Source organism: Streptomyces sp. NPDC029164, assembly GCF_055563995.1.
Genome location: NZ_JBVHWW010000001.1, coordinates 122,569 through 147,648, shown reverse-complemented (window position 1 = coordinate 147,648; position 25,080 = coordinate 122,569). Strand labels below are relative to the sequence as shown.

At 71.8% G+C, this 25,080-nt stretch carries 20 protein-coding genes; 9 read left to right on the top strand and 11 right to left on the bottom strand.

The annotated features are described in order from the left end of the window. Positions 1-17 precede the first annotated feature (17 nt). The gene (qcrB, locus tag ACZ4VT_RS00565; RefSeq protein WP_467945300.1) at positions 18-1,679 is read left to right on the top strand and encodes a cytochrome bc1 complex cytochrome b subunit; all 1,662 of its coding nucleotides are present in this window, start codon (positions 18-20) and stop codon (positions 1,677-1,679) included. 11 nt (positions 1,680-1,690) lie between these two features. Here the strand turns inward: qcrB and ctaF are convergent, their stop codons facing one another. From ctaF to ACZ4VT_RS00545, 4 genes are all read right to left on the bottom strand, one after another. Beyond that, positions 1,691-2,080 carry an aa3-type cytochrome oxidase subunit IV gene (gene ctaF, locus ACZ4VT_RS00560; protein WP_467945298.1) on the bottom strand — a complete coding sequence of 130 codons (390 nt, stop codon included), beginning with the start codon at positions 2,078-2,080 and terminating at the stop codon, positions 1,691-1,693. Next, positions 2,077-3,750, bottom strand: a complete 1,674-nt coding sequence (gene ctaD, locus ACZ4VT_RS00555) for an aa3-type cytochrome oxidase subunit I (protein WP_467945296.1) — start codon at positions 3,748-3,750, stop codon at positions 2,077-2,079. Before ctaD ends, ctaF begins: the two co-directional genes overlap by 4 nt. Positions 3,751-4,325: 575 nt before the next feature. Next, positions 4,326-6,710 carry a SpoIIE family protein phosphatase gene (locus ACZ4VT_RS00550; protein WP_467945294.1) on the bottom strand — a complete coding sequence of 795 codons (2,385 nt, stop codon included), beginning with the start codon at positions 6,708-6,710 and terminating at the stop codon, positions 4,326-4,328. A gap of 747 nt (positions 6,711-7,457) precedes the next feature. Continuing rightward, positions 7,458-7,700, bottom strand: a complete 243-nt coding sequence (locus ACZ4VT_RS00545) for a DUF6479 family protein (RefSeq protein WP_467945292.1) — start codon at positions 7,698-7,700, stop codon at positions 7,458-7,460. Between the two features lie 559 nt (positions 7,701-8,259). On the opposite strand from ACZ4VT_RS00545, the gene ACZ4VT_RS00540 reads away from it, so the two are divergent. Further along, a complete protein-coding gene (locus ACZ4VT_RS00540; protein ID WP_467945290.1) occupies positions 8,260-9,261 on the top strand; it encodes a PHP domain-containing protein in 1,002 nt (333 codons plus the stop codon). A gap of 257 nt (positions 9,262-9,518) precedes the next feature. Here the strand turns inward: ACZ4VT_RS00540 and ACZ4VT_RS00535 are convergent, their stop codons facing one another. Next, positions 9,519-9,935 carry a CBS domain-containing protein gene (locus tag ACZ4VT_RS00535; RefSeq protein ID WP_467945288.1) on the bottom strand — a complete coding sequence of 139 codons (417 nt, stop codon included), beginning with the start codon at positions 9,933-9,935 and terminating at the stop codon, positions 9,519-9,521. 461 nt (positions 9,936-10,396) lie between these two features. Here ACZ4VT_RS00535 and ACZ4VT_RS00530 point away from each other — a divergent pair, with 461 nt between their 5' ends. The 3 genes from ACZ4VT_RS00530 (at position 10,397) to ACZ4VT_RS00520 (ending at position 13,909) form a co-directional block, all read left to right on the top strand. Continuing rightward, positions 10,397-10,672, top strand: a complete 276-nt coding sequence (locus tag ACZ4VT_RS00530; protein ID WP_467945286.1) for an early set domain-containing protein — start codon at positions 10,397-10,399, stop codon at positions 10,670-10,672. A 169-nt stretch (positions 10,673-10,841) separates the two neighbouring features. Next, entirely contained in the window at positions 10,842-13,268 is a 2,427-nt protein-coding gene (locus tag ACZ4VT_RS00525) for a molybdopterin oxidoreductase family protein (protein ID WP_467945284.1), read from the top strand. Continuing rightward, positions 13,265-13,909, top strand: coding sequence for a GPR1/FUN34/YaaH family transporter (locus ACZ4VT_RS00520; protein ID WP_467945282.1), 645 nt, complete (start codon positions 13,265-13,267; stop codon positions 13,907-13,909). Before ACZ4VT_RS00525 ends, ACZ4VT_RS00520 begins: the two co-directional genes overlap by 4 nt. Before the next feature lie 213 nt (positions 13,910-14,122). Here the strand turns inward: ACZ4VT_RS00520 and ACZ4VT_RS00515 are convergent, their stop codons facing one another. After that, positions 14,123-14,536 (bottom strand): SRPBCC family protein, encoded by a 414-nt coding sequence (locus ACZ4VT_RS00515; protein WP_467945281.1) that lies wholly within the window; start codon positions 14,534-14,536, stop codon positions 14,123-14,125. 431 nt (positions 14,537-14,967) lie between these two features. Here ACZ4VT_RS00515 and ACZ4VT_RS00510 point away from each other — a divergent pair, with 431 nt between their 5' ends. The 3 genes from ACZ4VT_RS00510 to ACZ4VT_RS00500 all read left to right on the top strand — a co-directional run bounded on the left by ACZ4VT_RS00510 (position 14,968) and on the right by ACZ4VT_RS00500 (position 17,034). Then, positions 14,968-15,378 carry a hypothetical protein gene (locus ACZ4VT_RS00510; RefSeq protein WP_467945279.1) on the top strand — a complete coding sequence of 137 codons (411 nt, stop codon included), beginning with the start codon at positions 14,968-14,970 and terminating at the stop codon, positions 15,376-15,378. Between the two features lie 106 nt (positions 15,379-15,484). After that, positions 15,485-16,252, top strand: a complete 768-nt coding sequence (locus tag ACZ4VT_RS00505; protein ID WP_467945277.1) for a GAF and ANTAR domain-containing protein — start codon at positions 15,485-15,487, stop codon at positions 16,250-16,252. Between the two features lie 47 nt (positions 16,253-16,299). Then, complete coding sequence (locus ACZ4VT_RS00500; RefSeq protein ID WP_467945275.1) at positions 16,300-17,034, top strand: GAF domain-containing protein; 735 nt, start codon at positions 16,300-16,302, stop codon at positions 17,032-17,034. Here ACZ4VT_RS00500 and ACZ4VT_RS00495 read toward each other — a convergent pair. The 5 genes from ACZ4VT_RS00495 to ACZ4VT_RS00475 all read right to left on the bottom strand — a co-directional run bounded on the left by ACZ4VT_RS00495 (position 17,000) and on the right by ACZ4VT_RS00475 (position 21,344). Next, on the bottom strand, positions 17,000-17,473 hold the full coding sequence (locus tag ACZ4VT_RS00495; protein ID WP_467945273.1) for an STAS domain-containing protein: 474 nt from the start codon (positions 17,471-17,473) through the stop codon (positions 17,000-17,002). The two genes, ACZ4VT_RS00500 and ACZ4VT_RS00495, sit on opposite strands and share 35 nt — an antisense overlap. Positions 17,474-17,795: 322 nt before the next feature. Then, a complete protein-coding gene (locus ACZ4VT_RS00490; RefSeq protein ID WP_467945271.1) occupies positions 17,796-18,257 on the bottom strand; it encodes a DUF5709 domain-containing protein in 462 nt (153 codons plus the stop codon). Between the two features lie 117 nt (positions 18,258-18,374). Continuing rightward, positions 18,375-18,992 (bottom strand): endonuclease, encoded by a 618-nt coding sequence (locus ACZ4VT_RS00485; protein ID WP_467945269.1) that lies wholly within the window; start codon positions 18,990-18,992, stop codon positions 18,375-18,377. 909 nt (positions 18,993-19,901) lie between these two features. Next, entirely contained in the window at positions 19,902-20,030 is a 129-nt protein-coding gene (locus tag ACZ4VT_RS00480) for a hypothetical protein (protein ID WP_467945267.1), read from the bottom strand. Positions 20,031-20,336: 306 nt separating this feature from the next. Continuing rightward, entirely contained in the window at positions 20,337-21,344 is a 1,008-nt protein-coding gene (locus ACZ4VT_RS00475) for a glutathione S-transferase family protein (RefSeq protein WP_467945265.1), read from the bottom strand. 643 nt (positions 21,345-21,987) lie between these two features. On the opposite strand from ACZ4VT_RS00475, the gene ACZ4VT_RS00470 reads away from it, so the two are divergent. Further along, positions 21,988-25,077 carry a glycoside hydrolase family 3 N-terminal domain-containing protein gene (locus tag ACZ4VT_RS00470; RefSeq protein WP_467945263.1) on the top strand — a complete coding sequence of 1,030 codons (3,090 nt, stop codon included), beginning with the start codon at positions 21,988-21,990 and terminating at the stop codon, positions 25,075-25,077. Positions 25,078-25,080: the final 3 nt, after the last annotated feature.

Here is a 25,080-nt window from a genome sequence, read left to right as displayed (position 1 = left end):
GATGCGCGGAGGGTGCGGTGCTGCTGAAGAGGACACGGGTCCGCGCCGCGCGGCGTGCGGGCCGGGCGGCACGCCGTTCGTTTCGCGGATTGGATGAGCGCCTGCCGCTCGCCGAGGCGGCGCGGACCACTGTGCGCAAGGCGTTTCCGGACCACTGGTCGTTCCTTCTCGGGGAGATCGCCCTCTACAGCCTGCTCGTCCTGCTCCTGACCGGCACCTGGCTCACCTTCTTCTTCCAGCCGTCGATGCAGGACACCGTCTACGCAGGTCCTTACGCCCCGCTGCGCGGACTGCGGGTCTCCGAGGCGTACGCGTCCACCCTGCGCATCAGCTTCGAAGTGCGCGGCGGCCTGCTGATCCGCCAGATGCACCACTGGGCGGCGCTGGTGTTCGTGTTCGCGATCGGCGCCCATCTGCTGCGCGTGTTCCTCACGGGCGCGTTCCGCCGGCCGAGGGAGGCGAACTGGGTGGTCGGGGTGACCATGCTGCTGCTGGCACTCGTGGAGGGCTTCGCCGGTTACTCCCTGCCGGACGACCTGCTGTCGGGTACGGGGCTGCGGACCGCCCAGGGGATCATGCTGTCCGTGCCCGTGGCCGGAACGTACCTGTCCTTCTTCGCCTTCGGCGGCGAGTACCCGGGCCAGGACATCGTCGCGCGCCTGTACCCGGTCCACATCCTCCTGGTACCCGGCCTGCTCGTGGGGCTGGTCTCCCTGCACCTGCTGCTGGTGGTGCACCTGAAGCACACTCAGTGGGCGGGTCCCGGACGCACCGGCCGCAACGTCGTGGGTGAGCCGTTCTTTCCGCACTACATTGCGAAGTCCGCCGGGCTGTTCTTCCTCACCACCGCCGTCCTCGCCGCCGTCGGCGCGCTCGCCCAGATCAACCCGGTCTGGGCGTACGGCCCTTACCGGACGGACGTAGTGTCAACGGGTGCGCAGCCGGACTGGTACGTCGGCTTCCTGGAGGGTGCGCTGCGCCTGATGCCCGGGGTGGAGACCCGGCTGTGGGGGCACACCCTCATGTGGAATCCGCTGGTGGCCGGCATCCTGCTTCCCGGTCTGCTCTTCGCGGGCCTGTACGGGTACCCGTTCTTCGAGCGGTGGATCACCGGCCGCCACGGCGAACGTCATGTGTGCGACCGGCCCCGGAACCGCCCCGCCCGGACGGCCCTGGGGAGCGCCGCCCTCACCTTCTACGCCGTGCTGCTCCTGGCCGGGGCGCAGGACATCGCCGCCTTCATCACCGAGATTTCGGTGCAGGCCATCACCTGGACCCTGCGCTGCGCGGTCGTGCTCCTGCCCCCTCTCGCGTTCTGGCTCACCCGGCGCCTGTGCCTCGGGCTTCAGGCCCGCGATGCCGAGCAGTTGGTGCACGGCACGGAGAGCGGTGAGGTGCGCGAGAGGGTGGAAGGCGGCTTCGAGGCCCTGCACGTACCGCTGCCCGCCGAGCAGCGCCACGTCAACGCCGTGTACGAGGTGAACGCCCCGCTGCCCCGGCAGTCGGCCGGAACCGCCTCGGCGCGCGGGACGTGGCCGGCCCGCCTGCGCGGCGCCCTCAGCCGCTGGTACTACGCGGGCCGGTTGCGCTCACCGCTCAGCGCGGAGGACCGCCTGCGGGCGAAGGACATGATCGCCGGACCGGACGAGCCCCTCCGGGAGCCGGCGGACCGGACCTGACACGTCCGGGCTCAGCCGTCCGCACGGCGTGGGCGGAAGACGAACCCGAACACTCCGGGTGCGAGGACGCCGAAGCCGATCAGGACCAGCCACAGCCCCTGCACGACTCCGAGACCGATCAGCGCGGCTCCCACCGCCGTGACCACAGGGGCGTAGCTGCGCGCGGGGAAGAAGAAGCGGCGGTCGCCGCCTCCGGCGACTTCCGCCGCCCCGTCGTCCTCGGGCCGCCGCCCGTCGCGTGAGAACTGCCGCCACATGAAGGCGGCGACGAGGGCGGACATCAGCAGCGAGACCATGAGTGCGGAGATGCCCGCCGGATCGTCGGACAGCGCCGCGTAGATGCCTCCGGTCAACGCGAAGAACACCGCGACTCCGGTGAACAGCCAGGCTTCCGCCCTCATCGCGGCCTCACCTCCGGATGGTGCAGGTCGAACGCGGGCGAGTCCGAGCGGATACGGGGCAGCGCGTGGAAGTTGTGCCGGGGCGGCGGACAGCCGGTCGCCCATTCCAGGGAACGTCCCCACCCCCACGGGTCGTCCGACGTGACACGGACGCCGTTGCGGACCGTGCGCCAGACGTTGTAGAGGAAGGGCAGGGTCGAGAGCCCCAGCAGGAACGCCCCGATCGTGGAGAGCGTGTTCAGGAGGGTGAATCCGTCGGCCGCGAGGTAGTCGGCGTAGCGTCGGGGCATTCCCTGCTCCCCCAGCCAGTGCTGGACGAGAAAGGTGAGCTGGAAGCCGACGAACAGCGTCCAGAAATGGATCTTCCCCAGGCGTTCGTCGAGCAGCCGGCCGGTGAACTTGGGCCACCAGAAGTAGAAGCCGGCGAACGTGGCGAAGAGGATCGTGCCGAACAGCACGTAGTGGAGGTGTGCCACGACGAAATAGCTGTCGGTGAGGTGGAAGTCCATCGGCGGGGAGGCGACGAGCACCCCGGTCAGCCCGCCCAGCAGGAACGTGACGAGGAAGCCGATGCACCACAGCATCGGCGTCTCGAACGACAGCGAGCCGTTCCACATCGTCCCGATCCAGTTGAAGAACTTCACCCCGGTCGGCACGGCGATCAGGAACGAGAGCAGCGAGAAGAACGGCAGCAGCACCGCCCCCGTGGCGAACATGTGGTGCGCCCACACCGTCGCCGACAGCCCCGTGATCGCCATCGTCGCGCCGACCAGGGCGACGTACCCGAAAATCGGCTTCCTGCTGAACACCGGCACGATCTCACTGACCACTCCGAAGAACGGCAGGGCGACGATGTAGACCTCCGGGTGACCGAAGAACCAGAACAGGTGCTGCCACAGCAAAGCCCCGCCGTTCGCGGCGTCGAAGACGTGCGCGCCGAACTTCCGGTCCGCCTCCAGGGCCAGGAGGGCGGCTGTGAGCACGGGGAAGGCGAGCAGCGCCAGGATGGACGTGAACAGCACGTTCCAGGTGAAGATCGGCATCCGGAAGAGGGTCATGCCCGGTGCGCGCAGGCACACGATGGTGGTGATGAAGTTGACCGACCCCAGGATGGTGCTCAGGCCGGACACCGCCAGCCCCATGATCCAGAGGTCCGCGCCGACGCCCGGGGAGAAGACGGCTCCGTTGAGGGGCGCGTATGCGAACCAGCCGAAGGCGGCCGAGCCGTTCGCCGTCAGGAATCCGCTGACCACCATGAGCCCACCGAACAGGTACACCCAGTAGGTGAAGGCGTTCAGGCGCGGGAACGCGACGTCGGGGGCGCCGATCTGCAGGGGCATCACGGCGTTGGCGAAGCCCGTGAAGGTGGGGGTGGCGAACAGCAGCATCATGATCGTGCCGTGTACCGTGAACAGCTGGTTGTACTGCTCGGCCGAGACGATCTGCAACCCGGGACGTGCCAGCTCCGCCCGCATCAGCAGTGCCAGCACCCCTGCGAACAGGAAGAATCCGAACGCGGTGACGAGGTACATGTAGCCGATCACCTTGTGGTCGGTGGTCGACAGCACCTGCTGCACGCGGGCACCGACGGCGGCCCTGCGGTGCGCCTCATCGGCCGCGGCCGTCCCGGCGGACCCCGAGGACGCCACGCTCTCCTCGACCGACACCATGGGCCTCCCCGCAGGACGCACTCCGGCCGCGCCATCGCGGCCTCTCCCCAACCCTGGCAGCCCGCGCCCCCGCCCGGCGGTAGGCCCCCGGCGCGCCGTCCGCACCGGTGTCCGGGGGCGGGCAATCGGGTGAGGAAGCCCGGCGTCGTCGAAGGAAGGCAGCGCGGCGGGTCCGGTCCACGCGGGCGCAGGCCGAACGCCGTCACCTACCGGGTCGGTGAAGCCCTGCAGGCAGGGGCACCGACTACCAGGACGGGACGGTCGTCGAGCGCGACGGTCAGGTCTGCCGGTGGCCCCAGCCCAGGCGCCGCCGCACCGAGGGCGAGGTCCGGCGTACCGAGAGGGGCCCGCGCCGTGCAGCGATGAGCCCGTCTCGGTCCGCACCGGGTCAAACGGCGGGCGGGAACCTGTCCCGGGCCCGGTGCCCGGCCAGGGCGGCGGCGAAGGCCGCGACGAACGACGCGCCGTCGTTCCCCAGGCCGATGCCGGGGCCGTCCGTGCCGATGCCGGCGGTCTCGCACGCGGACGAGGTGCGTCGGTCGCTCCGTGACCTGAGGTCATGCCGGAAGGCTCACTCAGCCGGCCGGAATGTGGACGCACATGACGCAGATGTCGTCGCGCCGCTCCCCCCGCTCGTGAGCCAAGGCGTGCGCGAGGGCCTCGGGTTGGCAGGTCCGGCTCAGCCGCAGGGCGTGCTCCGTCAGCCGGGCGAGGCCGGTGTCGATGTCCTCCCCGGGTTCCTCGACCAGTCCGTCGGTGTAGAAGAGGATTCGGTCGTCCGGTTCGAGAGTGATGACGGCCTGCTCGTATACCAGCCCGGCCACGGCTCCGAGCAGCGTGCCGGCAGGCTGCGGCAGGAAGGTCGCTCTTCCCCGACGGATGAGCAGGGGTGGCAGGTGGCCTGCGCGCGCCCAGGTCAGGCGTCGCCGGGCGGGCTGATAGCGCGCCATGACCATGGTGGCGGTGGCCCCGCCGTCATGGGGGCCCGGGTGGGTGCTGCGCAGCAGGAGGGTGTTGAGCCGGTGCAGGACGTTCGGGAGGGAGGAGCCGGTGACGGCCATGCCCTTGGCGGTGAACCGGAGCTGCGCCATGGTGGCGACAGCGTCCAGCCCGTGTCCCGCGACGTCGCCGACGACCAGCAGGGCATCCTGGTCCGGCAGTTCGATGGCGCTGTACCAGTCCCCGCCCACATTGACGCCGCTGTCGGCCGGCAAGTACGCGACTTCGACCGCGAGTCCGGGAAGGCGCAGCGACTGCTCGGGGCTCGGCAAGAGGGTTTCCTGGAGCCGCTCCGCGAGGATCCGCTCGGCCTGGAGTTTGGTCTTGTGGGTGAGTACGGCCCGCTCGCTGTCCCGCAGCGCTCGCTCGGCCTCGCGCAGGCTGGTCATGTCCTGGAAGAATCCGTGGACCTCGAGGGGTGTGCCGTCGGCGTCCACCCGCGCTTCGGCGACGATCCGCAGGTGCCGCACCCCGGCGGCGGTGTTGATGCGGAATCCCTGGTCGACGGCCTTTCCCTTCGTCAGCAGGCGCTCCACGGCGGCGCCCAGGAGGGCGATGTCGTCCGGGATCAGATGACGGGGCAGTTCGTCGAGGCCCATGGGCCCCAGTTCGGGATCCCGGTAAAAGATCCTGTAGACCTGCTCCGACCACGTGATCGCGTCCGTGACCAGGTCCCAGTCCGCCCAGCCGAGATTGCCGAGGCGCTGCATGTCGTCGAGGCGGCGGGTTTCGCGGTCGCTGGCGTCGTGGCGCATCCAGGTGACGACGAGGCGGTCCCCCAGACGTGCCGCCCGCACCGAGTACAGGGACTCGTGGGGTATTCCTCCGGCGCTCTCCCGGTACGTGAAGGGCTCCCCTTCGTACACCGTTCCCGTCGCCAGTGTCTCCAGGTAGCCCTCCCACAGGGGCGTGCCCTCGACGGTCGGGTACGTCTCCAGGACCGTCCTGCCGATGAGTTCCTCGCCCTCTCGCCCCGCCACGTCCACCGAGCCCGGGGCCGCGGCTTCGACACGGAAGTCTTCCACGTCGCCGGCCGCCGAGCGCACGGGCGCAAGGAGCACAGCGGGCCCGGGCAGGGCATCCAGCACCTGTTGAACGGAGGCGACGTCCTCGGGCGCGACGGCCGCCACACGTCCCGAGTCGAGCCCTCTCAACGCGGTGGCAACGAGCTGCACGGCCTGCAGCAGTGTCTGGCGCGCGATCGCGTCGAAGCCTCCCTGCACGGTGCTGAAGAAGCCGATGGCCGCAGGCGCGCAACCGTGCCCCGGCTGTACTACCGGCAGCCAGGCCCCCGAGGGCCACTTCCCGGGATCGCCGCCGATGAGGACGTGACGCTGAGCGTCACGGGCGGGATGCTCCAGCCACAGCGCCCGGCCGGTGTCCAGGGCTTCGAGGGCCGCGAGGCCCGGTAGCGGAGCGGCATGGCTCCACTGGGTGACGATCCGGTTGTCGACGCCGGCCGAGCCCAGCAGTTCCAGCCCGTTCCCCGGCGCCCTGGCATAGATCATCACCGCGTCCACACCCATGGGGCCGGCAAGTACGGTCCGCAGGAGTCCAGCCGCCTCGTCCGCGCTCCGTACCGCCTTGAGCCCCGTTGCCAGGCCGGACAGGAGCGTCCTGCCGCGGGAAACGTAAGGGGCAGCGCGGAAACTCGACCGCGCCTCGGGAACGACCTCGACCGACGGGGCCCCCTGATCGGCTACGGCCCCGCCAAGCGTGGACCAGCATTCCTCCATGAGGGATCGACGGCGTACTCGAGCCCTCAGGAGCAGCCTGTCGTACGCCTGCGCCGCCGAGACGTGCTCCTGGGCCATGACGACCCCCTTGGCCCGCTCCACGACGGCTGCCTCGGAAGCCCGGGCCGTGACGTCTCCGGCCTCGGACCGCCGCTCGTTCACGGCCGTCGTCAAGGCCAACGCCTCCGGCGCGGCATCACCCGGCCGGTCGGAGCCCTTCGTCATGAATCGAGCATGGCACGGATGAGCAGGGCGGGCGCCCGATTCAGCCCGGCAGTTCGGCTGCCGGGGCGGCCCGTCGAAGGACGAGCAGACCGGCGCGTCGCGCGGAAGCGGATGCGCGGCCGGGGAAAGTCTTGACCGGCCCGGCAGCCGGGATATGCGGGAGCTGGGGGCGGCCGCGCACATCCGGGCCGCCCCACTGATCGGTCACGAGCGGTGCAGCGCGGCTCCGTACTGAACGGCTCACCCCCGGGTGAGTTCGTTTCCGAGGACCGATCGCGCGAGTTCGCCGACCTGCCCGCGCTCGGAGGCGCATCGGTGCGCTGCTCCTGGCGGCCACCAGCTCCCGACAGGGCGCACTCAGCCGCGCGCCGGCCGAGGCCCCAGGAGGCAGGCGGCAGGCCGCCGTGCTCGCGGCTTCCCCGTGCTATCCAGCATGGACGTCCAGCTGTTCCACCTCCTCGCCCCCAGCGGATCCCACCGGCTCGACGGCTCACCGGCTCCGAGCCGCACGACGACGACACCGAAACCACTGGCGTACCTGGGTCGACGAAACCGTCATCAGCTGGGCAGCCTGCCTCCTCGCCGAGCGCATACGTCTGTACGGGCTGGCCTTCCGTCGGCGGCGTGGGCACGTGCCTGTCCGGCCGCCGGTGGGTACTGGCCGGAGGCCATGAGGCTCGTCGGGACGGCGCCGCGACATCACGCGGCGGTCGCCCCTCCGGCCGACGGGGCGGCCGATGGGGGGAGTCACGGGCGTGGGTATCGATGTTTTTCCTCGTCGCGGACGTGCTCTTTCGGAGTCTGCCAGGAATCCTCGCGGCTCTGCAGCAGAGGATTCTGCGCGCTCGGCGGGGGCGGGGCAGCGGCCCGGCGCCGCCGTCGGCTGCCGTACCAGAACGCGCCGATAAGCAGGCCGACCAAGACCACTCCGACAACGATGAGAAACAGTGATGGCTGTGCCTCTGCAGCTTGGGTCTCGAATGCAGTCATGCCCGGCCCCTACCCGCGATCAGCCGCCCTATTTGCCATGGGCCGACAGGTGCGACCGCTCGTTGACATCACGGAGCACTCTGACCGGCCAGAATGCGGAGCGCACCCTCACCGTCACGCTTTCGCATGGTGCCCGCACCTTCCGCCAACCGGCGTCGAATCGATCGCTGACTGTTTCGACGGGCGCGGCGGCCGGAGGTGACGCTGGGTTTCCGAGGGAACCGTCATCGCGCGACGGCGCTGCCGCTCCCCCAGCGGCGAGGCCGATTGCGCCACCGCACGAACGTGTGGGGCGCAGGCAGCCGGGCGTACTCCTCCAGCGCTCCTGCTCGGTCCCGTGGCGCATGAACGTCCAGCGCAGGGGGCACACGTGGGCTTGCGGCGCGGATAAAGCCGGTCGTGAGGGGAACCGGCCAGGACAAGAGGTGGGGGACCATGGCACCGAACCGGCGACGACTGAACGGAACTGTCGCTTCCGGCAGCGAAGCCCGGACGGCCCCAGGCCACAGCCCCTGGGGCCCCTGGGTGCGCTTCCCGACGGCGGGCCGACACTGGAGGCATGGACCCGAACGAAGCTCTGCGTCGGATCGCCTTCCTCCTCGAATGGCGCGGCGCGTCCCCGTATCGGGTGCGGGCCTTCCACACGGCAGCCGACGCCGCCCGCGACCTGCAACCGGGGCCGGTGGACGCCGACCAAGCCAGACAACTGCGCGGGGTGGGCCCGGTCACCGCCGAGGTGATCTCCCAGGCATCGACCGGAGCGGTGCCGAGCTACCTCGCCCGTCTGGAGGCCGAAGCCGACCCGGGCGCCCGAGCCGGCTGGGACCTGGCGGCTGCGAGCACCGGGGACTGCCACCTGCACTCCGACTGGTCGGATGGCGGCAGCCCGCTCGAGGACATGGCCGAGGCGGCCCGCGCCTTGGGTCATCAATGGGCCGTTCTGACGGATCATTCGCCGCGGCTGACGATCGCCCACGGCCTGAGCCCGGATCGGCTCAAGTGCCAACTACAGGCCGTGGCCGCCGTGAATTCCAGCATGGGCCCAACCTTCCGGCTGCTCACCGGCATTGAGTGCGACATCCTCGAGGACGGCTCACTCGACCAGGAGGAAGACCTGCTCGGCCGGCTCGACATCGTCGTGGCATCCGTCCACTCCAAGCTCCGCTCGGAACCCGAGCCCATGACCGCCCGCCTGCTGGCTGCGGTGCGCAACCCGCGCGTCGACGTCCTGGGGCACTGCACAGGGCGGATCATCACCGGTCGGGGGCGCCCGCAGTCCCGCTTCGACGCCGAGACGGTGTTCGCCGCGTGCGCAGAGTCCGGTACCGCGGTAGAGATCAACTGCCGGCCCGAACGACGGGACCCCCCGGATGACCTCCTCGTGCAGGCCGCCACCGCGGGCTGCCGGTTCGCCGTGGACACCGACGCCCACGCCCCGGAACAGCTGCACTGGCAGAGCTCCGGTTACGCACGGGCGGCGCGGATCGGCCTGGGCGCGGACCGGCTGATCACGACCTGGCCGCTCGGCCGGCTGCTGACAACCAGAAGCGGCAGTCAGTGATCTACCCGCCTTCCGCCCTGTACGTCGGCCCGGCTCGGGGCAGCCGCCTCCGCCTGGCGGGTGAGACGCCCCGTGCAGCCGAGCACCGTTCGGGGGTTCGAACCGCTGTGAACGGCCCCCGAGGGATGCGTCTGAGCTCGTACAGGACCGCGCGGAGCCGGCGACAGCCGACGCGGGGTGGGCCGGAGGGAGTCCGGCCCACCACGGCATCAACACCGGGAAGTCGCGCCCCCGCCATTGGCGTGCGCGCGGACCGGTCAGTCCTGAGAGATCGCCTCGAGCAGGTCGCCGACCTTCGTGTCCGGCAGAGCGCGGGCGACGTCGGCCAGGGCGACGATGCCGACCAAGGTGTGTCCGTCGATGACGGGGAGGCGGCGGACCTGGTGCCGGCCCATCGTGCGCAGGATTTCCGCGGCGTCATCGTCGGCGCCGATGGTGACGGCTTCGCCCTGGGCGAGGTCGCCCGCCTTCACCTGGCCGGGATCCTTGCCCGCGGCGAGGACCTTCACGACGATGTCCCGGTCGGTGAGCACACCCTTGAGCTTCTCGTCCGTACCGCAGATCGGCAGCGAGCCGACCTTCAGCTGGGCCATCTTCTTCGCGGCCTCGAGCACCGTCTCCTGGGCGCCGACGCACGTCGCGTCCGCGGTCATGATGTCGCGAGCCTTCGTCATCTGCCTTACTCCTTCGTCCTCGTCTGCGGGTGCGGGCCGGCCTGAGCGCGCCGACCGGCCACGGGACCTATGGGTGCCCCCTGCCCCCGCTCGGTAACGGCATTCACCCCACAACCACCCCAGCCACGTCCACCGGAGCGCGGAATGCGGTACGCCGGCGCGCTTCCGCCGGGTCCTCGAAGCGCGGGTGCCGGGTTCTGGGGCCCGTGCGGACTTCGCCGCTGGTTGGTTGCCCTCCGCCTCACGCAGCCGTGGTGATACTGCGGCCCGGACTGTTGCGGCTGTGGCCGGCGGGCGGGCCGGCGGGCGGGCGGGCGGGCGGGCGGGTACAGCCTGGGGGCCGAGTGGCCCCGGACGGGTGACGCGGGCCTTCGTACGGCGGGTCGCGCGCCGCGCCGGGTCGGCTGCGTCAGGCTGGCCCGGACGGCGGGCCACGCCCGCCCTACGGAAAGGATCCCTTCGTGCTGGAGCGCAAGCGCCGGAAGAACACGACCGATGTCACCTTCGTACTTCCCGAGAGCAGTCCGCCGGGACCGGTCAGCGTGGTGGGCACGTTCAACGAATGGCGTCCGGGCGTCCACGTTCTCGAACCGCGGACCGACGGCACGCGATCCGTGACCGTGGCCCTGCCCGCGGAGGCCACCCACAGCTTCCGCTACCTGGCGGCCGGGGACTACTGGTTCGACGAGGAGAACTGCGACGGTTTCGAAGAAGGCAACAGCCGCCTGCACACCTGACCGCGGAACGGTGCGCCCCCCAGTCGATCCCGCTCGCGATCGGCCATTCACTCACGGTGCCCGCCCCTGCGGTTTCCGGAGCCCGCCCTTCTGCCCGGCCGACGCCTCCGCACATCCGAGCTGCACACGCCGAGGGCATAGCGGTCGGGAAGGAGGGCAGGCGGCGAGTATGGCCAAGGAATCAGAGCCGACTCCTGACCGCCTCGCCGAGCCGTGGGGACGCCGTACTCCCTACGGACGTGCCGGAACGTGGCCGGAGCGCGTCGACCGTTACGTCATCGGGGAGGCCCCTGTCGACCGCTGGGTCGCGACGGCATCGAACCTCCACTCCAACGGGGACGCCATGGAGCTGGCCGTCCGGGACGGCAGGCTCGTCGGAGTCCGGGGTGTGGGCCGCGACAGGGTCAACCGCGGCCGCCTCGACCCCAAGGACCTCTACGGTTGGCAGGCCATCGCCTCACCGGACCGCCTGACTCGTCCTCTGGTCCGCGAGGACGGAGCCCTGCGGGAAACCGACTGGGACACCGCGATGACCCGGATCACCGAACGTACCCGCGCGCTCCTGGACGGGCCGGGGCCCTCCTCGATCGGGTTCTACACCAGCGGTCAGCTCTTCCTGGAGGAGTACTACGCGCTGGCGCTCATCGCGCGCGGAGGTCTGGGGACCAAGCACCTCGACGGGAACACCCGGCTGTGCACGGCCACGGCGGCCGAGGCGCTCAAAGAGTCCTTCGGCTGCGACGGCCAGCCCGGCTCCTACACCGACATCGACCACGCCGACACGCTCGCGCTCTTCGGCCACAACATGGCCGAGACCCAGGGCGTGCTGTGGAGCCGTGTCCTGGACCGCATCGCCGGACCCGAACCGCCCGTCCTCCTCTGCGTGGATCCCCGGCCCGGTCCCGTTTCCGAAGTCGCGACCCTGCACCTCCAACCGAGGCCCGGCACCAACCTCGCCCTCATGAACGGAATCCTCCACGAGGTGATCGCGAACGGGTGGACCGACCCCTCGTACATCGACGCGCACGTCGTCGGCTTCGATGATCTGGAACGCCAGGTGGCCGGCTTCCCGGCCGAGGCCGCCGCCGAGGCCACGGGGGTGCCCACCGAACAGATCCGGGCCGCTGCCCGACTGCTCGGCCAGGCGGACCGGCTCCTGTCCACCGTCCTGCAGGGCTTCTACCAGTCCCACCAGGCCACCGCGGCCGCGGTCCAGGTCAACAACCTGCACCTGATCCGCGGCATGCTCGGACAGCCAGGCTGCGGCGTGCTGCAGATGAACGGGCAGCCCACCGCCCAGAACACCCGCGAATGCGGCGCCGACGGGGACCTCCCCGGTTTCCGCAATTGGGCCAACCCCCGTCACGTCGAGGACCTCGCCGAGATCTGGAACCTCCCCGCCGACCGCATCCCGCACGACGGCCCGCCCACCCACCTCATGCAGATGGTGCGCCTCGCCGAGGAAGGCTCCCTGCGCATGCTGTGGATCTCCGGCACCAACCCCGCCGTGTCCCTCCCCGAACTGGACCGCATCCGCGCCCTGCTCGGGCAGGACCGGCTCTTCCTCGTCGTGCAGGACCTCTTCCCGACAGAGACGACCGAGTTCGCCGACGTAGTGCTGCCCGCCGCGGGGTGGGGCGAGAAGACCGGCACCTTCACCAACGCCGACCGCACCGTCCACCTCTCGCTCAAAGCGGTCGACCCCCCCGGCGAGGCACGCCCCGACCTCGACATCTTCCTGGACTTCGCCCGACGCATGGACCTGCGCGACGGCTCGAACGCCCCGCTCGTCCCGTGGCAGGGCCCCGAGGAGGTGTTCGAGGCGTGGAAGGAATGCAGCCGCGGCCGCCCCTGCGACTACAGCGGCCTGAGCTACGCCCGACTGCGGGAGCGCGGCGGCATCCAGTGGCCCTGCACCGCCGAACACCCCGACGGCACCGAACGCCTCTACACCGGCGGCGACTTCCGCAGCCGGCCTGACGACTGCGAGACCTACGGCCGCGACCTCCTCACCGGGACCCCACACGACGAGGACGGGTACCGATCGCTGAACCCGGACGGCAAGGCCGTCCTGCGCACGGCTCCCTTCGTACCGCCGCCCGAGCAGCCCGACGCCGAATACCCCCTCTGGCTCACCACCGGCCGCACCCTCTACCAGTTCCACACCCGCACGCGCACCGGCCGCGTGCCCGAACTGCGTTCGGCGGCACCCGAGATGTGGATCGAAGTCTCCGCCGCGGACGCGGCAGCCGCCGGCATCGAGGAGGGGGACCTCGCCGAGGTGACCACCCGGCGGGGAAGTGTCCGGGCGCGGGCGCGGATCACGGGGATCCCGGAAGGCGTCCTCTTCCTGCCCTTCCACTACGGATACTGGGACGCGCCCGGCTGCGACGGCCACCACCGGGCTGCCAACGAGCTCACTCCCACCACCTGGGGCCCCGCCTCCAAGCAGCCGCTCTTCAAAACCGGAACGGCCCGGATCGACCTGGCCACCCACCTCGCCGGCCCCGCCTCTGCTCCCACGACCACCGCCTCCGCACCGGTGCACGGCGCCTCCGCGGCCGGTGAGGACCGCGTGAGGAAGGCACCGCCATGACCTCGACCGCGCCGCACGGCACCACAACGGTGCTCCGCCCTCTCGGGACCCCTGTGCCCGTCGGCTTCCTGGGACTGGCCGGCGGCGCACTGGTGATCGCCGCGTTCCAGCTCGGCTGGATACCGCCCCACGAACGTCACGCGGTGGCACTCGTCCTGCTGGCCTTCGCCTTCCCGCTCCAGCTCATCGCGGCGCTCCTCGGCTTCCGCGGCCGCGACACGGCCTTCGCCACCGCCATGACCGTCCTCGCGGGGAGCTGGCTGGTCCAGGGCGTCCTCCTCGCGGCCGGACCCGCGCCGGAGGCCCGGCACACGCTCGGGCTCTTCCTCCTCATTGCCGCCGTGGCCCTGCTCGTCCCTCTCGCCGCCTCGGGAGGCAGCAAGCTGGCCGCGTCCGCCGTCATCGGCTGCGCGGCCGTACGCCTGACCCTGGCCGCGATCGATCAGCTCACCCGGTCACCCGCCTGGGAGGACGCGGCCGGGGCAACCGGGCTGGCCCTCACGGCTTCGGCGCTCTACGCCGCCGCCGCGTTCGCCCTTGAGGACACCCGCGGCCGACCCGTACTGCCCGTCGGGCGACACGGACCCGGCAGTCGAGCCATGGACCAGGGGGCGGAGGCAGGGGTTCGTCCTCTGCTCTGAGAGAACCGGCCGAATGGTGCGCCCGCAACGGGTTCGGCCTCCTCGTAGCGGCCGCCGACGACGAGTTGAACCCGGCCGCCGCCGCACCCTGTCCGACCCCGAGGGTCGGCCGTGGGCACCCGGCTGACCGGCGGGCGGGGCCCGTTCCTTGTTGACGGTGCGCGCGGCGATCTCCTCGGCACCCTGGGTGCTCTCGCCACGCTGCTCGGCGCCTCAGCCGGCCGCCCCGTCGACGCGGAGGCGCACCTGCTCCTCCAGGCGGGCGAGGCTGCCGTCGAGGGCATCGTTGGCCGCCTGCTCCCCGGGATCGGTCTCCCCGGTGAGGAACGAGAGGTGGACCGTCACTTCGCTGGGACCCCCCTCATGGCCGGCCACCTGGAGCCACCCGGTGTAGCCGCCGCTCTCCCGGCTCCCCCACTCCAGCCGCATCTGGTCCGCCCTGGCGCGCAGAACGGCCGCCTTGTCCTCCTCGGCGCCGTCCTCGCGCACGCGCACGGCAGGCAGCTCGGCGGCCTGCACGTGCAGTTCGCGCGGGAGCCACTGGTCCATCTGCCCGACGTTGGACGCCTGGTCGAAGACGTGCTCCGGCAGCGCGGGCATCGTGCGGGACCGCTCGTACTCGGTCATCGATCGTCACACCTCTCGTCCGTTCCGCATCGTCCGTACCGGCTTCTGCCCGCCCCGGCCGCGGTCACGCGCACGCACGGGGCCGGACCGTTCGTCCTGGTGAACCGAGGCGGACCCGGCAGACCCGGCAGGCCCGCAACCGCGTCAGGACCCTCCTCACCCCTGGTCCGGGCGCGGGGGACGGTGTCGCCTCCCCGGTCCGGCATTTCCGGGGCGCGGGCACCGGTCCGCCCGGCCGGAACCGTGGGATGGTGAGAGGGATGGACCAGCCTGGTTCCGTCGTATCGAGGCTTCGGCGCCCCCGCCCGCCGGACGGGCCCCCTCGCGGCCTTAACGCGCCGGACATGTCCACGGCGCCCGCCGTGCACCCGGACCAAGGCCCTTCCGGGTCTGCTGTTCAAGGCTGCCGCCCCCTAGGTGGGGAAGCCTCCGTGACCTCCTGTCTCGCCCGGACCCAGTTCCTGGGCACCTACGCCGTACTGACCCTGTGTCCCGATCCCCACGCCCGCCAGGCCGTGGGATGCCGTCGCCGACTCGCGCCCGCCCTGGCTCTGCTCCCGCCGCGCGTCACCTGCCTCCTGCTGGATCTCGGGTACCTCCCTGCCACCGACACCGCCGATGTCCTGCCGGCCGTGAAGGCCTGGGCCACCAGGCGCTCGGTGTCCCTGGTCCGGATCGGGGCCGACGGCGCCCCCGGTTCTGCGCCCGTCCACGTCGTCCTCCTCCCGCCCACACCGGAGGGACCCTCGCTCCCGCACACCCTCGCGGCACGGGTGCTCCTGCAACGGGCGACCGGGGTCTGCCTCGCCCGCAGGGCGGATCCCCCGTGCCGCGGCAGCTGACCGCCCCGGTCGCGGCCGGGGGGAACGGTCATGTGGTCAATGGCGCAACCCCTGTGCCCCATGGAGGAAGATGGGGGTGACGGGCTGCCCCAGGAGGTGAAGCGCCGTGGATCCTGTCCACCCCGACGACGCACCTGCCGGGCGGAGCGCTCCGCTCCCCCGGGGCGGGGAGCACGGCAGGCTGCACAGCCTGTTCCGCGGCGCGGTCGACGGCGTTGCCGCTCACGATGCGCCCGCCGCCCTGTGCCGGGCCTGCGTGGACCTGATGGACATCACCGGCGCATCTGTGTCGCTGTCCGGCGAGGACCTCGAGATCCGCACCCTCTGGTGGTCGAGCGACGAGGTCGCGGGCCGTCTCGCCGAAGCCCAGTACACCCTCGGCGACGGGCCCTGCGTCACCGCACTCACCGACCTCGCCCCCGTCCTGGCCGCCGACCTCACCGGCGGGCCGGACGCCGCCCGCTGGCCCGTCTTCGCCCAGCAAGCCGTCGAACTGGGCGTACGGGCGGTGTTCTCGCTGCCGCTGCAGAACAGCGCCGTCGCGATCGGCACCCTCGACCTCTACCGCGACCGCACCGGCCCCCTCTCCGAGAAGGACCGCTCCTTCTCCTTCCCCGCCGCCGACGCGATCACCACCGCACTGCTCGCCCTTCAGGCCCAAGACGACGGAAACGGCCTGGGCGGCTCCTGGCTGGACGAGGCGGAGACCGATCACGAGGAGGTCCACCAGGCAACCGGAATGATCATGGTTCACCTGGGGGTTGACCCCCACCACGCGCTGGCCCGCCTGAGGGCCCACGCCTATGCCCACGGACAAACCGTGACCGAGGCGGCTTTCGACGTCATCGCCGGGAGAATCAGGTTCCATGACTAGGCCCGCCCCCACCCCATGGGCCGGAGCAGGGAAGCGGTGAAACCGGCATGAACACCCGCGAGCAGCAGCTCACCGAAGCGTTCGTTGCGCTCAGTGACACCCTCGCCGACGACGTGGACGCCCTCGTCCTCCTGGACCGGCTCACCCGGCACAGCGTCGCCCTGACCGGTATCGACGCCGCGGGCGTCATGCTGGTCAACGCCCGCGGGCACCTGCGCCCCGCCATCGCCACCGAGCACACGGTCGAACTCACCGAGATGTGGCAGGCGCAGATCCGGCAGGGCCCGTGCGTCGACGCCTTCGACCAGGGCATCCAGGTCCACTCCATCGACCTCGAAGGCGACCGGGACCGTTGGCCGGAGTTCGTCCCCCTCGCGCTCGCCGCCGGCTATCAGAGCGCCCACGCGGTGCCCCTGATCGCCCGGAGCCAGACCATCGGCGCCCTCAACCTCCTCGCCCAGAGGCCCACAGCGCTCGACGGGTCCCAGACACACCTGCTGCGCGCCCTCGCCGACATCGCCACCATCGCCCTGATGACCTGGAGAAAAGAAGGCCTCCGGTCCGACGACATCGCCACCCGCACCCAGGCCGTGCTGTCCGGCAAGGCCGTCTTCGACACCGCCACCGGGATGCTCGCCGCCACCGCCGACATCACCCCCGCTCTGGCAGCCCGGCATCTCACCGCCTTCGCCGACCGTCGTCGGCAGCGCCCCACCGAGATCGCCGCCGACGTCGTCCAGCGGCGCATCACGCCCCAGACCGTGCTCGACGAACTCTCGTGACCCCGGCCGGAGCGGACGCCAAGGCCTCACTGCCGCGGGCGGCTTCGATTCCGGCGGCGCGGTGGAAGGTGACCGAGTCACGCAGGGTGTTGCGCAGGAGCCGGGTGGGTGCCGCGCGGGGCGCACCGGACACGTCTCCAGTCGGGCGCAGACCATCGATGAGGTCCAGGAGCCGACGGGGCTCGGCCTGCCAGTTGTAGGCGAAGAACGCGATGCCCCGACCGTGCAGATGGCGGGTGAAATCGAGCAGGCCGTGCACACCGGCGGCATCGAGGAACGTCAGATGTTGCATGTCGCAGGCCACGACGGCGACGACACCGTCGTCGTCCAAGGCTGTCCGTACGTCGTCAAGAGCCGATCCGCTGTCCGAGTCGAGCTCGCCGACCGGCGCGAGATAAACGGTCGGCCCGTACTGCCTCATCAGCACGCGGAAGTCCATGTCCTCTCACCTCGCCGCGTTCGGCCGGCTTGGTGCGCGCGTGTCCGGCTCCGCTCCCGGGGAGGGCCCAAGTCGATGGTCCCGAATCGATGGTCCCGCCACCCCGCATCCTTGCGCAAGCTCGTACCCGAGATCCGGGCGTCGCCGCCACTCGCCTCCCTTCCATGGGCCGCGGACACCGATTCTCCGCATCCGGACGGGAAGCGGCCTCGACAGGGAACGGCCGGCCCGCGGGGATGTCACCCGCCCGGCTCGGGCGGCTTTGTCCGCGGCCCGGCGTCAGCCACGTCCTGGTCGGCACGTACGTCCTGGTGGTGGTTCGTTACCACTCCGCCTCGTCGGTGTCCGGGAGGACGTGCACGGCCGCCTCTTCCGCAGACGCCGCCCCCGCGTCGATGCCGACGTCGTGCGCGAGGACGTTGTTGCGGTGGGGGGTGGCGGTGGCGGGGGCCAGCCGCCCGGCGCGCTCTCCGCCCGCCTGCGGGTCGACGGGCTCGCCCTCTCCGTCCGTCAGGTCCCCGATGCCGTCGCCCGTCGGGGGCGCCTGCTCGGGTTGTTCCCGGGCAAGGCGGTCGTCGAGGCTCTCGCCCCTGCGCTGTCCCTCGGCCGTGGTGTCGTCCCGTTCGCTCGCGTAGGGCCGCTCGGGCGGCGAGTACCCCTGGTCGAGCTGTTCGTCCATGTCCGGTTCCCCGAGGCTGTCGTCCATGTCGGGCTGGAGTTCGGAGGGCTCGTCCCCGGGCTGGGGCTGGTAGACCCCGTCTCCGCGGCCATCGTTCTCGCTCATGGCGCGTCCTCTCGTCGTCGCGGCACCGTCCGGCGGAACCGCCGCTCTCCCGGCGCCTCCCCGGAATCGCCCGGATCACACGCCGCGCGATTCCGGGCGGTTGCCGGATGGATGCCGTCAAGACGGGGAGGAGAGTTCGGCGCGGACCAGGGCCGCCGCCAGCCTGGGCAGGTCCTCGGTGCTCACGAGACGCGCCAGGCCCTCGGGGGTCCGTGGGAACCCGAGTACGGCAGCGGCGCGGCGGGCCCGGCGGTCGAAGGCGGGGCGCAGCTCGGGCCACACGCCCTGGGCCTCGCGGCAGAAGATGTCGGCGCCCACGGGTCCGATCCGCGGAACCTCCCGGAGCAGTTCGCGGATGCGGCCGGGGTCCCCGTGGGCCGCGCTGCGCAGTCTGCGCAGGTCTCCGCCGTACCGGTCGAGGACGAGTTCGGCGCTCTTTCCCAGTGCCGTCGCCGTACCTTCGTCGTAGCGGCGGTAGTGGGCGCGGCCCAGCGCGTCCACCCTGTCCTGCCAGGAGGACGCCGCCATCGCCCGGGGCGTGCGCCACCCCGCGGCGTACACCTCCCGGGCAGCGGCCACCGCGATGTCGGCCTTGATCCGGACCGAGCACAGCAGGCACAGCGTCAGGAGTTGGTACAGCGGCATGGGCGTGTTCCCCATCCGGATGCCCGCCTCCTCGGCATGGGTCCGCCCATGCTCCGCCAGCAGCTCCTCCACGGCGGCGCGCCGCGTCATGAGGGACCTCCCTTTCGTCCGGCCGGTGACGATTCCGGGCCGTGTCCGACGCTGTCGATCCGTCGGACGACGTCCGTGGCCTCGACCCCCTCACCGCCCTGTTCATCCATGGCGTCTCATCGCGGCCGCTGCCCGTTACCCGACGGGCGAAACGCACCATGACGCCGGCCGGCCGCGCGGTGGCGATGCGCGCGCTGTGGCATGCGGAAACCGGCGCCATGGGCAGGGCGCGGCCCGTGTGTCGAGCCCTGTTGACGGGAAGACGCCGTTACGGGCCTGCGGATCGGCCCAGGAGGGAGCGGTGCCATGTGCGGCAGGGAATCGACCTGTCGGACAGAAATGGCCATCTCGCCGGGGCGGAGGCGCGAGTCACCCTCCTCAAGCGGGCGGCACGCGCCCACCGCGGCACCGTCGCCGGGCCGCGCCTGGCGGCCCTCACCGAGGAAGTCCAACGGCAGGCTGCTCTCGCTCTCGCCCCTGAGCGACGTCCTCGAACTGGAAGATCCGCGCCTGGACACCGAGGCCGTGTGCCGGCTGCTGGCACGTGCCGAAGGATCGAAGTGAGGAGACCATCGTGCACAGGACCGGAGATCACCGCGACGAGGCAGGACAGCACGGCCACGGAGCAAGTCCCAGGCTGCCCGACAACGGGGCGATGGTCGACGAGCACGGACGTCCGCCCGGAGTCGCCTCCCGCACGGGAACCGGCTCCGTCGCCCCGCCGGCCAGCCCCGATCGCATCGAACGAGCCTTGGAAGACGACCCCTCCCAGAACGAGGAAGACGCCGACCCCGCTTAGGTCGTGCCCGTGAGAGCGATCCACGCCGAGGCGTATCGAGGCGAGCGCGGTGCGGGTGGCATGGCCTGCTGGCCGCCGCGACCCTGACCCCGCGCGACCTCCCGGACGTCTCACCGCGGCGAGTGGTGCGGCTCGGGATCCTCGCCCTGCTCGCGGGCGTGGTGGTCCTGATGGCCGCGCTCGACGCGGACGCCGGCGCGGCGGTCGTCACCGTCCCAGCGTCCCGTCCACCACCGCACCGTGCGTGGCCTGTGGGTGGACCACCGCCCGGTCACGCCGACGCCGCGGCGTACGCGGCATGCGCCGGCAAGGACTGCCGACCATCGCCGAATGGAAGTACGCCGCCCGCGGATGGTCTCGACGGCGCCACCTACACCTGGGGGACTCGGCCACCATGCGGGGCCGGTCCATGGCCAACACCTGGCACGGCCGGTTCCCCTACGAGTACCTGAAGCGAGACGCGGCTTCACCTCCGGCCACGGCCCGGGAAGCCGATCCGTGCGCGAGCCGGCCCCCAGGCCCCCCGCTGCGTGCCGCCGCCGGTCTCAGACGGCCGCGGTGTGGCCCGCCGGTACCTCTTCGCCGGGGGCCACCGGCCCGGGCGGGGTGCCGTCGCCGAACGGCCGTCCGCCGAGCGCCGCGCGGCGGTGCGGCTCCAGCCAACCCGACAGGTCCGGGCCCCCTGGCACGATGCCGGTGGGGTTGATGTCGTCGTGCACCAGGTAGTAGTGCCGCTTGATGTGGTCGAAGTCGACGGTGTCGCCAAAGCCTGGTGTCTGGAACAGGTCCCGCGCGTACGCCCACAACACGGGCATCTCGCTCAGCTTGTGCCGGTTGCACTTGAAGTGACCGTGGTAGACGGCGTCGAAGCGGACGAGCGTGGTGAACAGGCGCACGTCGGCTTCGGTGATCGTGTCGCCGACGAGGTACCGGGATCCCCCGAGCCGCTGCGAGAGCCAGTCCAGCCGCGCGAAGAGGCGCTCGTGGGCCGAGGCGTACGCCTCCTGTGACCCGGCGAACCCGGCCCGGTAGACGCCGTTGTTCACGTCCTCGTAGACCACGCTGTTCACGGCGTCGATCTCCGACCGCAGAGCGGCCGGGTAGAGATCGGGCGCCCGGGCCCGGTGGTAGGGCCCCCACTCCAGCGACATGTCGATCGTGATCTGGGTGAAATCGTTGGTCACGACCTCGCCCGACGGTACGTCCACCATCGCCGGCACCGTGATGCCACGGTCGTAGCCCGGATCGCGAGCGAGATACGCGTCGCGCAGCCGTTCGATGCCAAGTACCGGGTCGCGGCCGCCCGGGTCGAGGTGGAAGGACCAGCTGCGCTCGTCGTGCTCCGGGCCGGCCACGGCCATGCCGAGGGCGTTCTCCAGCCCCAGGAGACGGCGTACGATGACCGCCCGGCTCGCCCACGGACACGCACGGCTGACCACCAGTCGGTAGCGGCCCGGCTCCACGGGGAACCCGTCACGCCCGTCCGCGGTGATGCGGGTGGTGATGTACCGGCTGTCGCGGGTGTACTCCCTGCCCCGGTTCACGTAGCTCACGCCCTCGCGACTACCCGGAAACGGGGGCCGCAAGCGACCGACGCCACTCACAGAGCGCCGCGGTGTCCCGCCGGCGGGCGTCGACCCGTCACCGCCGCTCACCCGCCGGTGCCGCGGGTGCGACCTGCCCGAGCGTGCGGCCGGTCCGCGCCGACCGCGCCCGACGGGGGTGGGGGGGGGTGGCGGCTGTGCCGGCGGCAGCGGCCCGTTCGCCGGCGTGCTTGACCAGCAGCCCTGCCTCCCGCCCCTCGTCCTGTGCCGTGCGGACCCGGGTCAGGGAGTAACCGCCGTGCAGTCCGCGGTGATCCCTTGGAAGGTGCCCCGATGCGTTCCGCGGAAGTGGACCCGCACCACCACCTTGTCGACCCGTGCCTGCGCCGCCGGTGCGCCGGTTGTGGGTCGCGGCGGCCGGCGGCCCGTACCCCCGGGACGCCGCGGGATCGGTCGCGAAGGGCACCACCTGGGCGGTGGCGGAGTCCCGGCTCTCTGAGGCCGCGTGTTCGGGCGCTGAATGCAGAACCGATCCATCCGGCCGCTGGTGACGACTTCGGGCCAGGCGTGACGCCAAGTCTTGACGACACCCGGCTCGGTCGGTTGACTCACGCGGTGTCCCGTCCGGTGGTATAGACCTCGGAGGAAACTCGTGAACAAGGCACGGCCCTGGACCAGATACGCCCTGCTCGCCTGTGCGGGCCTGCTCGCCGGCCTGCTCCCCCTCGGTGCTGCCACGGCATCCCCGGCGGGCCCGGCAGCCGACCCGCCCCCGACCGCCGTCGACCGCTTCGAGGGTGAGATTCCGTTCGCGGGCCCGCCCGCCGAGGGGATCTTCACCTGGGGCAGCGACGCCGACGACCAGCCCCGGCTCGCCCTGGAGGAACGCGCCGACGCCCCGGAGGGCGCGAAGGCGCTGCGCGGCTCGTACGACATCAGCGGCTGGGGCGGCTTCAGCCACGACTTCGCCTTCGACCGGCCCGCCCAGGACTGGAGCACCCGCAAGGGCATCCGGTTCTGGTGGTACGGGCAGAACACGGCGCCGCTGCCGCCCGGTTCGGGCCCCCGCGTGCACTTCGAGCTCAAGGACGGCGGCGCGAACGGCGAGGCGTCCGAGCTCTGGACGACCTCGTTCACCGACGACTGGCAGGGCTGGCACCTCGTCGAGATCCCGTTCTCCCGGTTCGAGTACCGCACCGACTACCAGCCCGTCGGCGGCATCGACCAGGTGCTGGGACTGCGCGAGATGTGGGGCTACGCCGTCACCTTCCCGGTGGGCCGGCCGGGCGGGTTCCTGATGGACGCGGTCGAGCTCTACGGCGCGGCCGACCCGGCACTACGGGCCACGGTCCTCACCGACTCCGCCGTTCACCCTGTGAAGGAAGGCGCTTCGGCCGGCATCCGCGTCTCCGTGGCGACCACCGGCTCCGCGCCCCTGTCCGAGCCGGTCACGGTCGAGTACGCCACGCGCGGCGGCACCGCCACTCCGGGCGCCGACTACCGCCCGGTGACCGGCACCCTCACCTTCCCCGCCGGAACCCCCTCCGGCACCTCCCGTACCATCACCGTCACCACGGACCGGGACGGCGACGCCGAGAGCGCCGAGACGGTACCGCTCGCACTGACCGTGACCGGTGCGCGGCCACCCGCCGAGGACCCGCAGGTCGTCATCGACGCGCATGGTCTGCCCTATCTCGACGCCGAGCTGCCGGTGAAGCGGCGGGTGGCCGATCTGCTGGCCCGGATGACGCCGCAGGAGAAGGCCGGGCAGATGACCCAGGCCGAACGCAACGCGCTCAAGGCCCCCGGGGACATCGCCGGGTACGGGCTCGGCTCGCTGCTCTCCGGCGGCGGCTCGGTCCCGAACCCGAACACACCGGAGTCCTGGGCGAAGATGATCGACGGGTACCAGCTGCGCTCCCGGGCGGCCCGCCTGCAGATCCCGCTGATCTACGGCGTGGACGCGGTGCACGGCCACAACAACGTCATCGGGACCACGATCATGCCCCACAACATCGGGCTGGGCGCGACCCGCGACCCGAAGCTGGTGGAGCGGACCGGCGCGGTGACCGCCGCCGAGGTCCGGGCGACCGGCGTCCCGTGGGACTTCGCACCCTGTCTGTGCGTGACGCGCGACGAGCGCTGGGGGCGCTCGTACGAGGCGTTCGGCGAGGACCCGGCGCTGGTCACCGCGATGGAGACGGTCATCCGCGGGATGCAGGGCGCGCCGGACGGAAGGGACCTGTCCCGTCCGGACAAGGTACTGGCCACCGCCAAGCACTACGCGGGTGACGGCGGCACCGGGTTCGGCTCGTCGAGCACCGGCTCGTACACGATCGACCAGGGCATCACCCGGGTGACCCGGCAGGAGCTGGAGGCGGTGCACCTCGCGCCGTTCCGGGAGGCGGTCGAGCGCGGGGTGGGCTCGGTCATGCCCTCGTACTCCTCGGTGGACATCATCGGCGATGACGCGGGCCCGGTGAAGATGCACGCCCACGCCGAGCTGATCAACGGCGTCCTGAAGGACCGGATGGGCTTCGAGGGCTTCGTCGTCAGCGACTGGCAGGCCATCGACCAGATCCCGGGGGACTACGCGAGCGACGTGCGGACCTCGGTGAACGCCGGCCTCGACATGATCATGGTGCCGACCGCGTACGGGGAGTTCCACGCGACCCTCGTCTCCGAGGCGGCGGCCGGCCGCATCCCCATGGCCCGGATCGACGACGCCGTATCCCGGATCCTGGAGCAGAAGTTCAAGCTGGGCCTGTTCGAGAAGCCGTACGCCGACACCTCCGGGCTCGCCCGCGTCGGCTCGCCGGAGCACAGGGCCGTGGCCCGCGAGGCGGCGGCGAAGTCGCAGGTGCTGCTGAAGAACGAGGGCGGGCTGCTCCCGCTGAAGCCCTCGCAGAGGGTGTACGTCGCCGGATCCAACGCCGATGACCTCGGCAACCAGGCCGGCGGCTGGACGGTGACCTGGCAGGGCGCCTCCGGGGACGTCACCGAGGGCACGACGGTCCTGGAGGCGATGCGGAAGGCCGCCGCCACCCCGGACTCCGTCACCTACTCCAAGGACGCCTCCGCCCCGCCGGCGGGCCACGACGTGGGCGTGGTGGTCGTCGGCGAGACCCCGTACGCGGAGGGCGTGGGCGATGTCGGCAACGGCCACGACCTGGAACTGTCGACGGCCGACCAGGCGGCGATCGACACCGTGTGCGCCGCCATGAGGTGCGTGGTGCTGGTGGTCTCGGGTCGTCCGCAGCTCATCGGCGACCGCCTGGACCGCATGGGGGCGCTTGTGGCCTCCTGGCTGCCCGGCACCGAGGGGGACGGCGTCGCCGATGTCCTGTACGGCAAGCGCCCCTTCACCGGACAGCTCCCGGTGACATGGCCCCGCTCCCAGCAGCAGCTGCCAGTCAACGTCGGCGACGCGGCCTACGATCCGCAGTTCCCGTACGGCTGGGGCCTGACCACTCCGGGTTCGCCGCCGGCCGGGGGCGAACCGGCCCTGCGGGCGCTCGCCGCCGCGGCGAAGGTCCTGGAGAAGGCCGGCGCGGGCCGGTCCGAGGCGGCCCGGGCGCTGGCGGCCAAGGCCCGCTCGATCGTCCAGCAGAAGATGGGGACGCACCCCACCGCGGCGGCGGCGAAGCCCTTCGCCGAAGCGGACCACCTGGTGCTCACCGGAGCGCTGACGGACGCGTTCGGGAAGTTCACCGCGGCCTACAGGGCCGCCGCTGCCCGCTGATCC

Coding starts and splice junctions, on each gene's coding strand:
- ACZ4VT_RS00535 (WP_467945288.1), bottom strand. CDS start 9,935: ATGACGAAGGCTCGCGACATCATGACCGCGGACGCGACGTGCGTCGGC.
- ACZ4VT_RS00490 (WP_467945271.1), bottom strand. CDS start 18,257: ATGAGCGAGAACGATGGCCGCGGAGACGGGGTCTACCAGCCCCAGCCC.
- ACZ4VT_RS00485 (WP_467945269.1), bottom strand. CDS start 18,992: ATGACGCGGCGCGCCGCCGTGGAGGAGCTGCTGGCGGAGCATGGGCGG.
- ACZ4VT_RS00540 (WP_467945290.1), top strand. CDS start 8,260: ATGGACCCGAACGAAGCTCTGCGTCGGATCGCCTTCCTCCTCGAATGG.
- ACZ4VT_RS00515 (WP_467945281.1), bottom strand. CDS start 14,536: ATGACCGAGTACGAGCGGTCCCGCACGATGCCCGCGCTGCCGGAGCAC.
- ACZ4VT_RS00545 (WP_467945292.1), bottom strand. CDS start 7,700: ATGACTGCATTCGAGACCCAAGCTGCAGAGGCACAGCCATCACTGTTT.
- ACZ4VT_RS00550 (WP_467945294.1), bottom strand. CDS start 6,710: ATGACGAAGGGCTCCGACCGGCCGGGTGATGCCGCGCCGGAGGCGTTG.
- ACZ4VT_RS00495 (WP_467945273.1), bottom strand. CDS start 17,473: ATGGACTTCCGCGTGCTGATGAGGCAGTACGGGCCGACCGTTTATCTC.
- ctaF (WP_467945298.1), bottom strand. CDS start 2,080: ATGAGGGCGGAAGCCTGGCTGTTCACCGGAGTCGCGGTGTTCTTCGCG.
- ctaD (WP_467945296.1), bottom strand. CDS start 3,750: ATGGTGTCGGTCGAGGAGAGCGTGGCGTCCTCGGGGTCCGCCGGGACG.
- ACZ4VT_RS00500 (WP_467945275.1), top strand. CDS start 16,300: ATGAACACCCGCGAGCAGCAGCTCACCGAAGCGTTCGTTGCGCTCAGT.
- ACZ4VT_RS00525 (WP_467945284.1), top strand. CDS start 10,842: ATGGCCAAGGAATCAGAGCCGACTCCTGACCGCCTCGCCGAGCCGTGG.
- ACZ4VT_RS00520 (WP_467945282.1), top strand. CDS start 13,265: ATGACCTCGACCGCGCCGCACGGCACCACAACGGTGCTCCGCCCTCTC.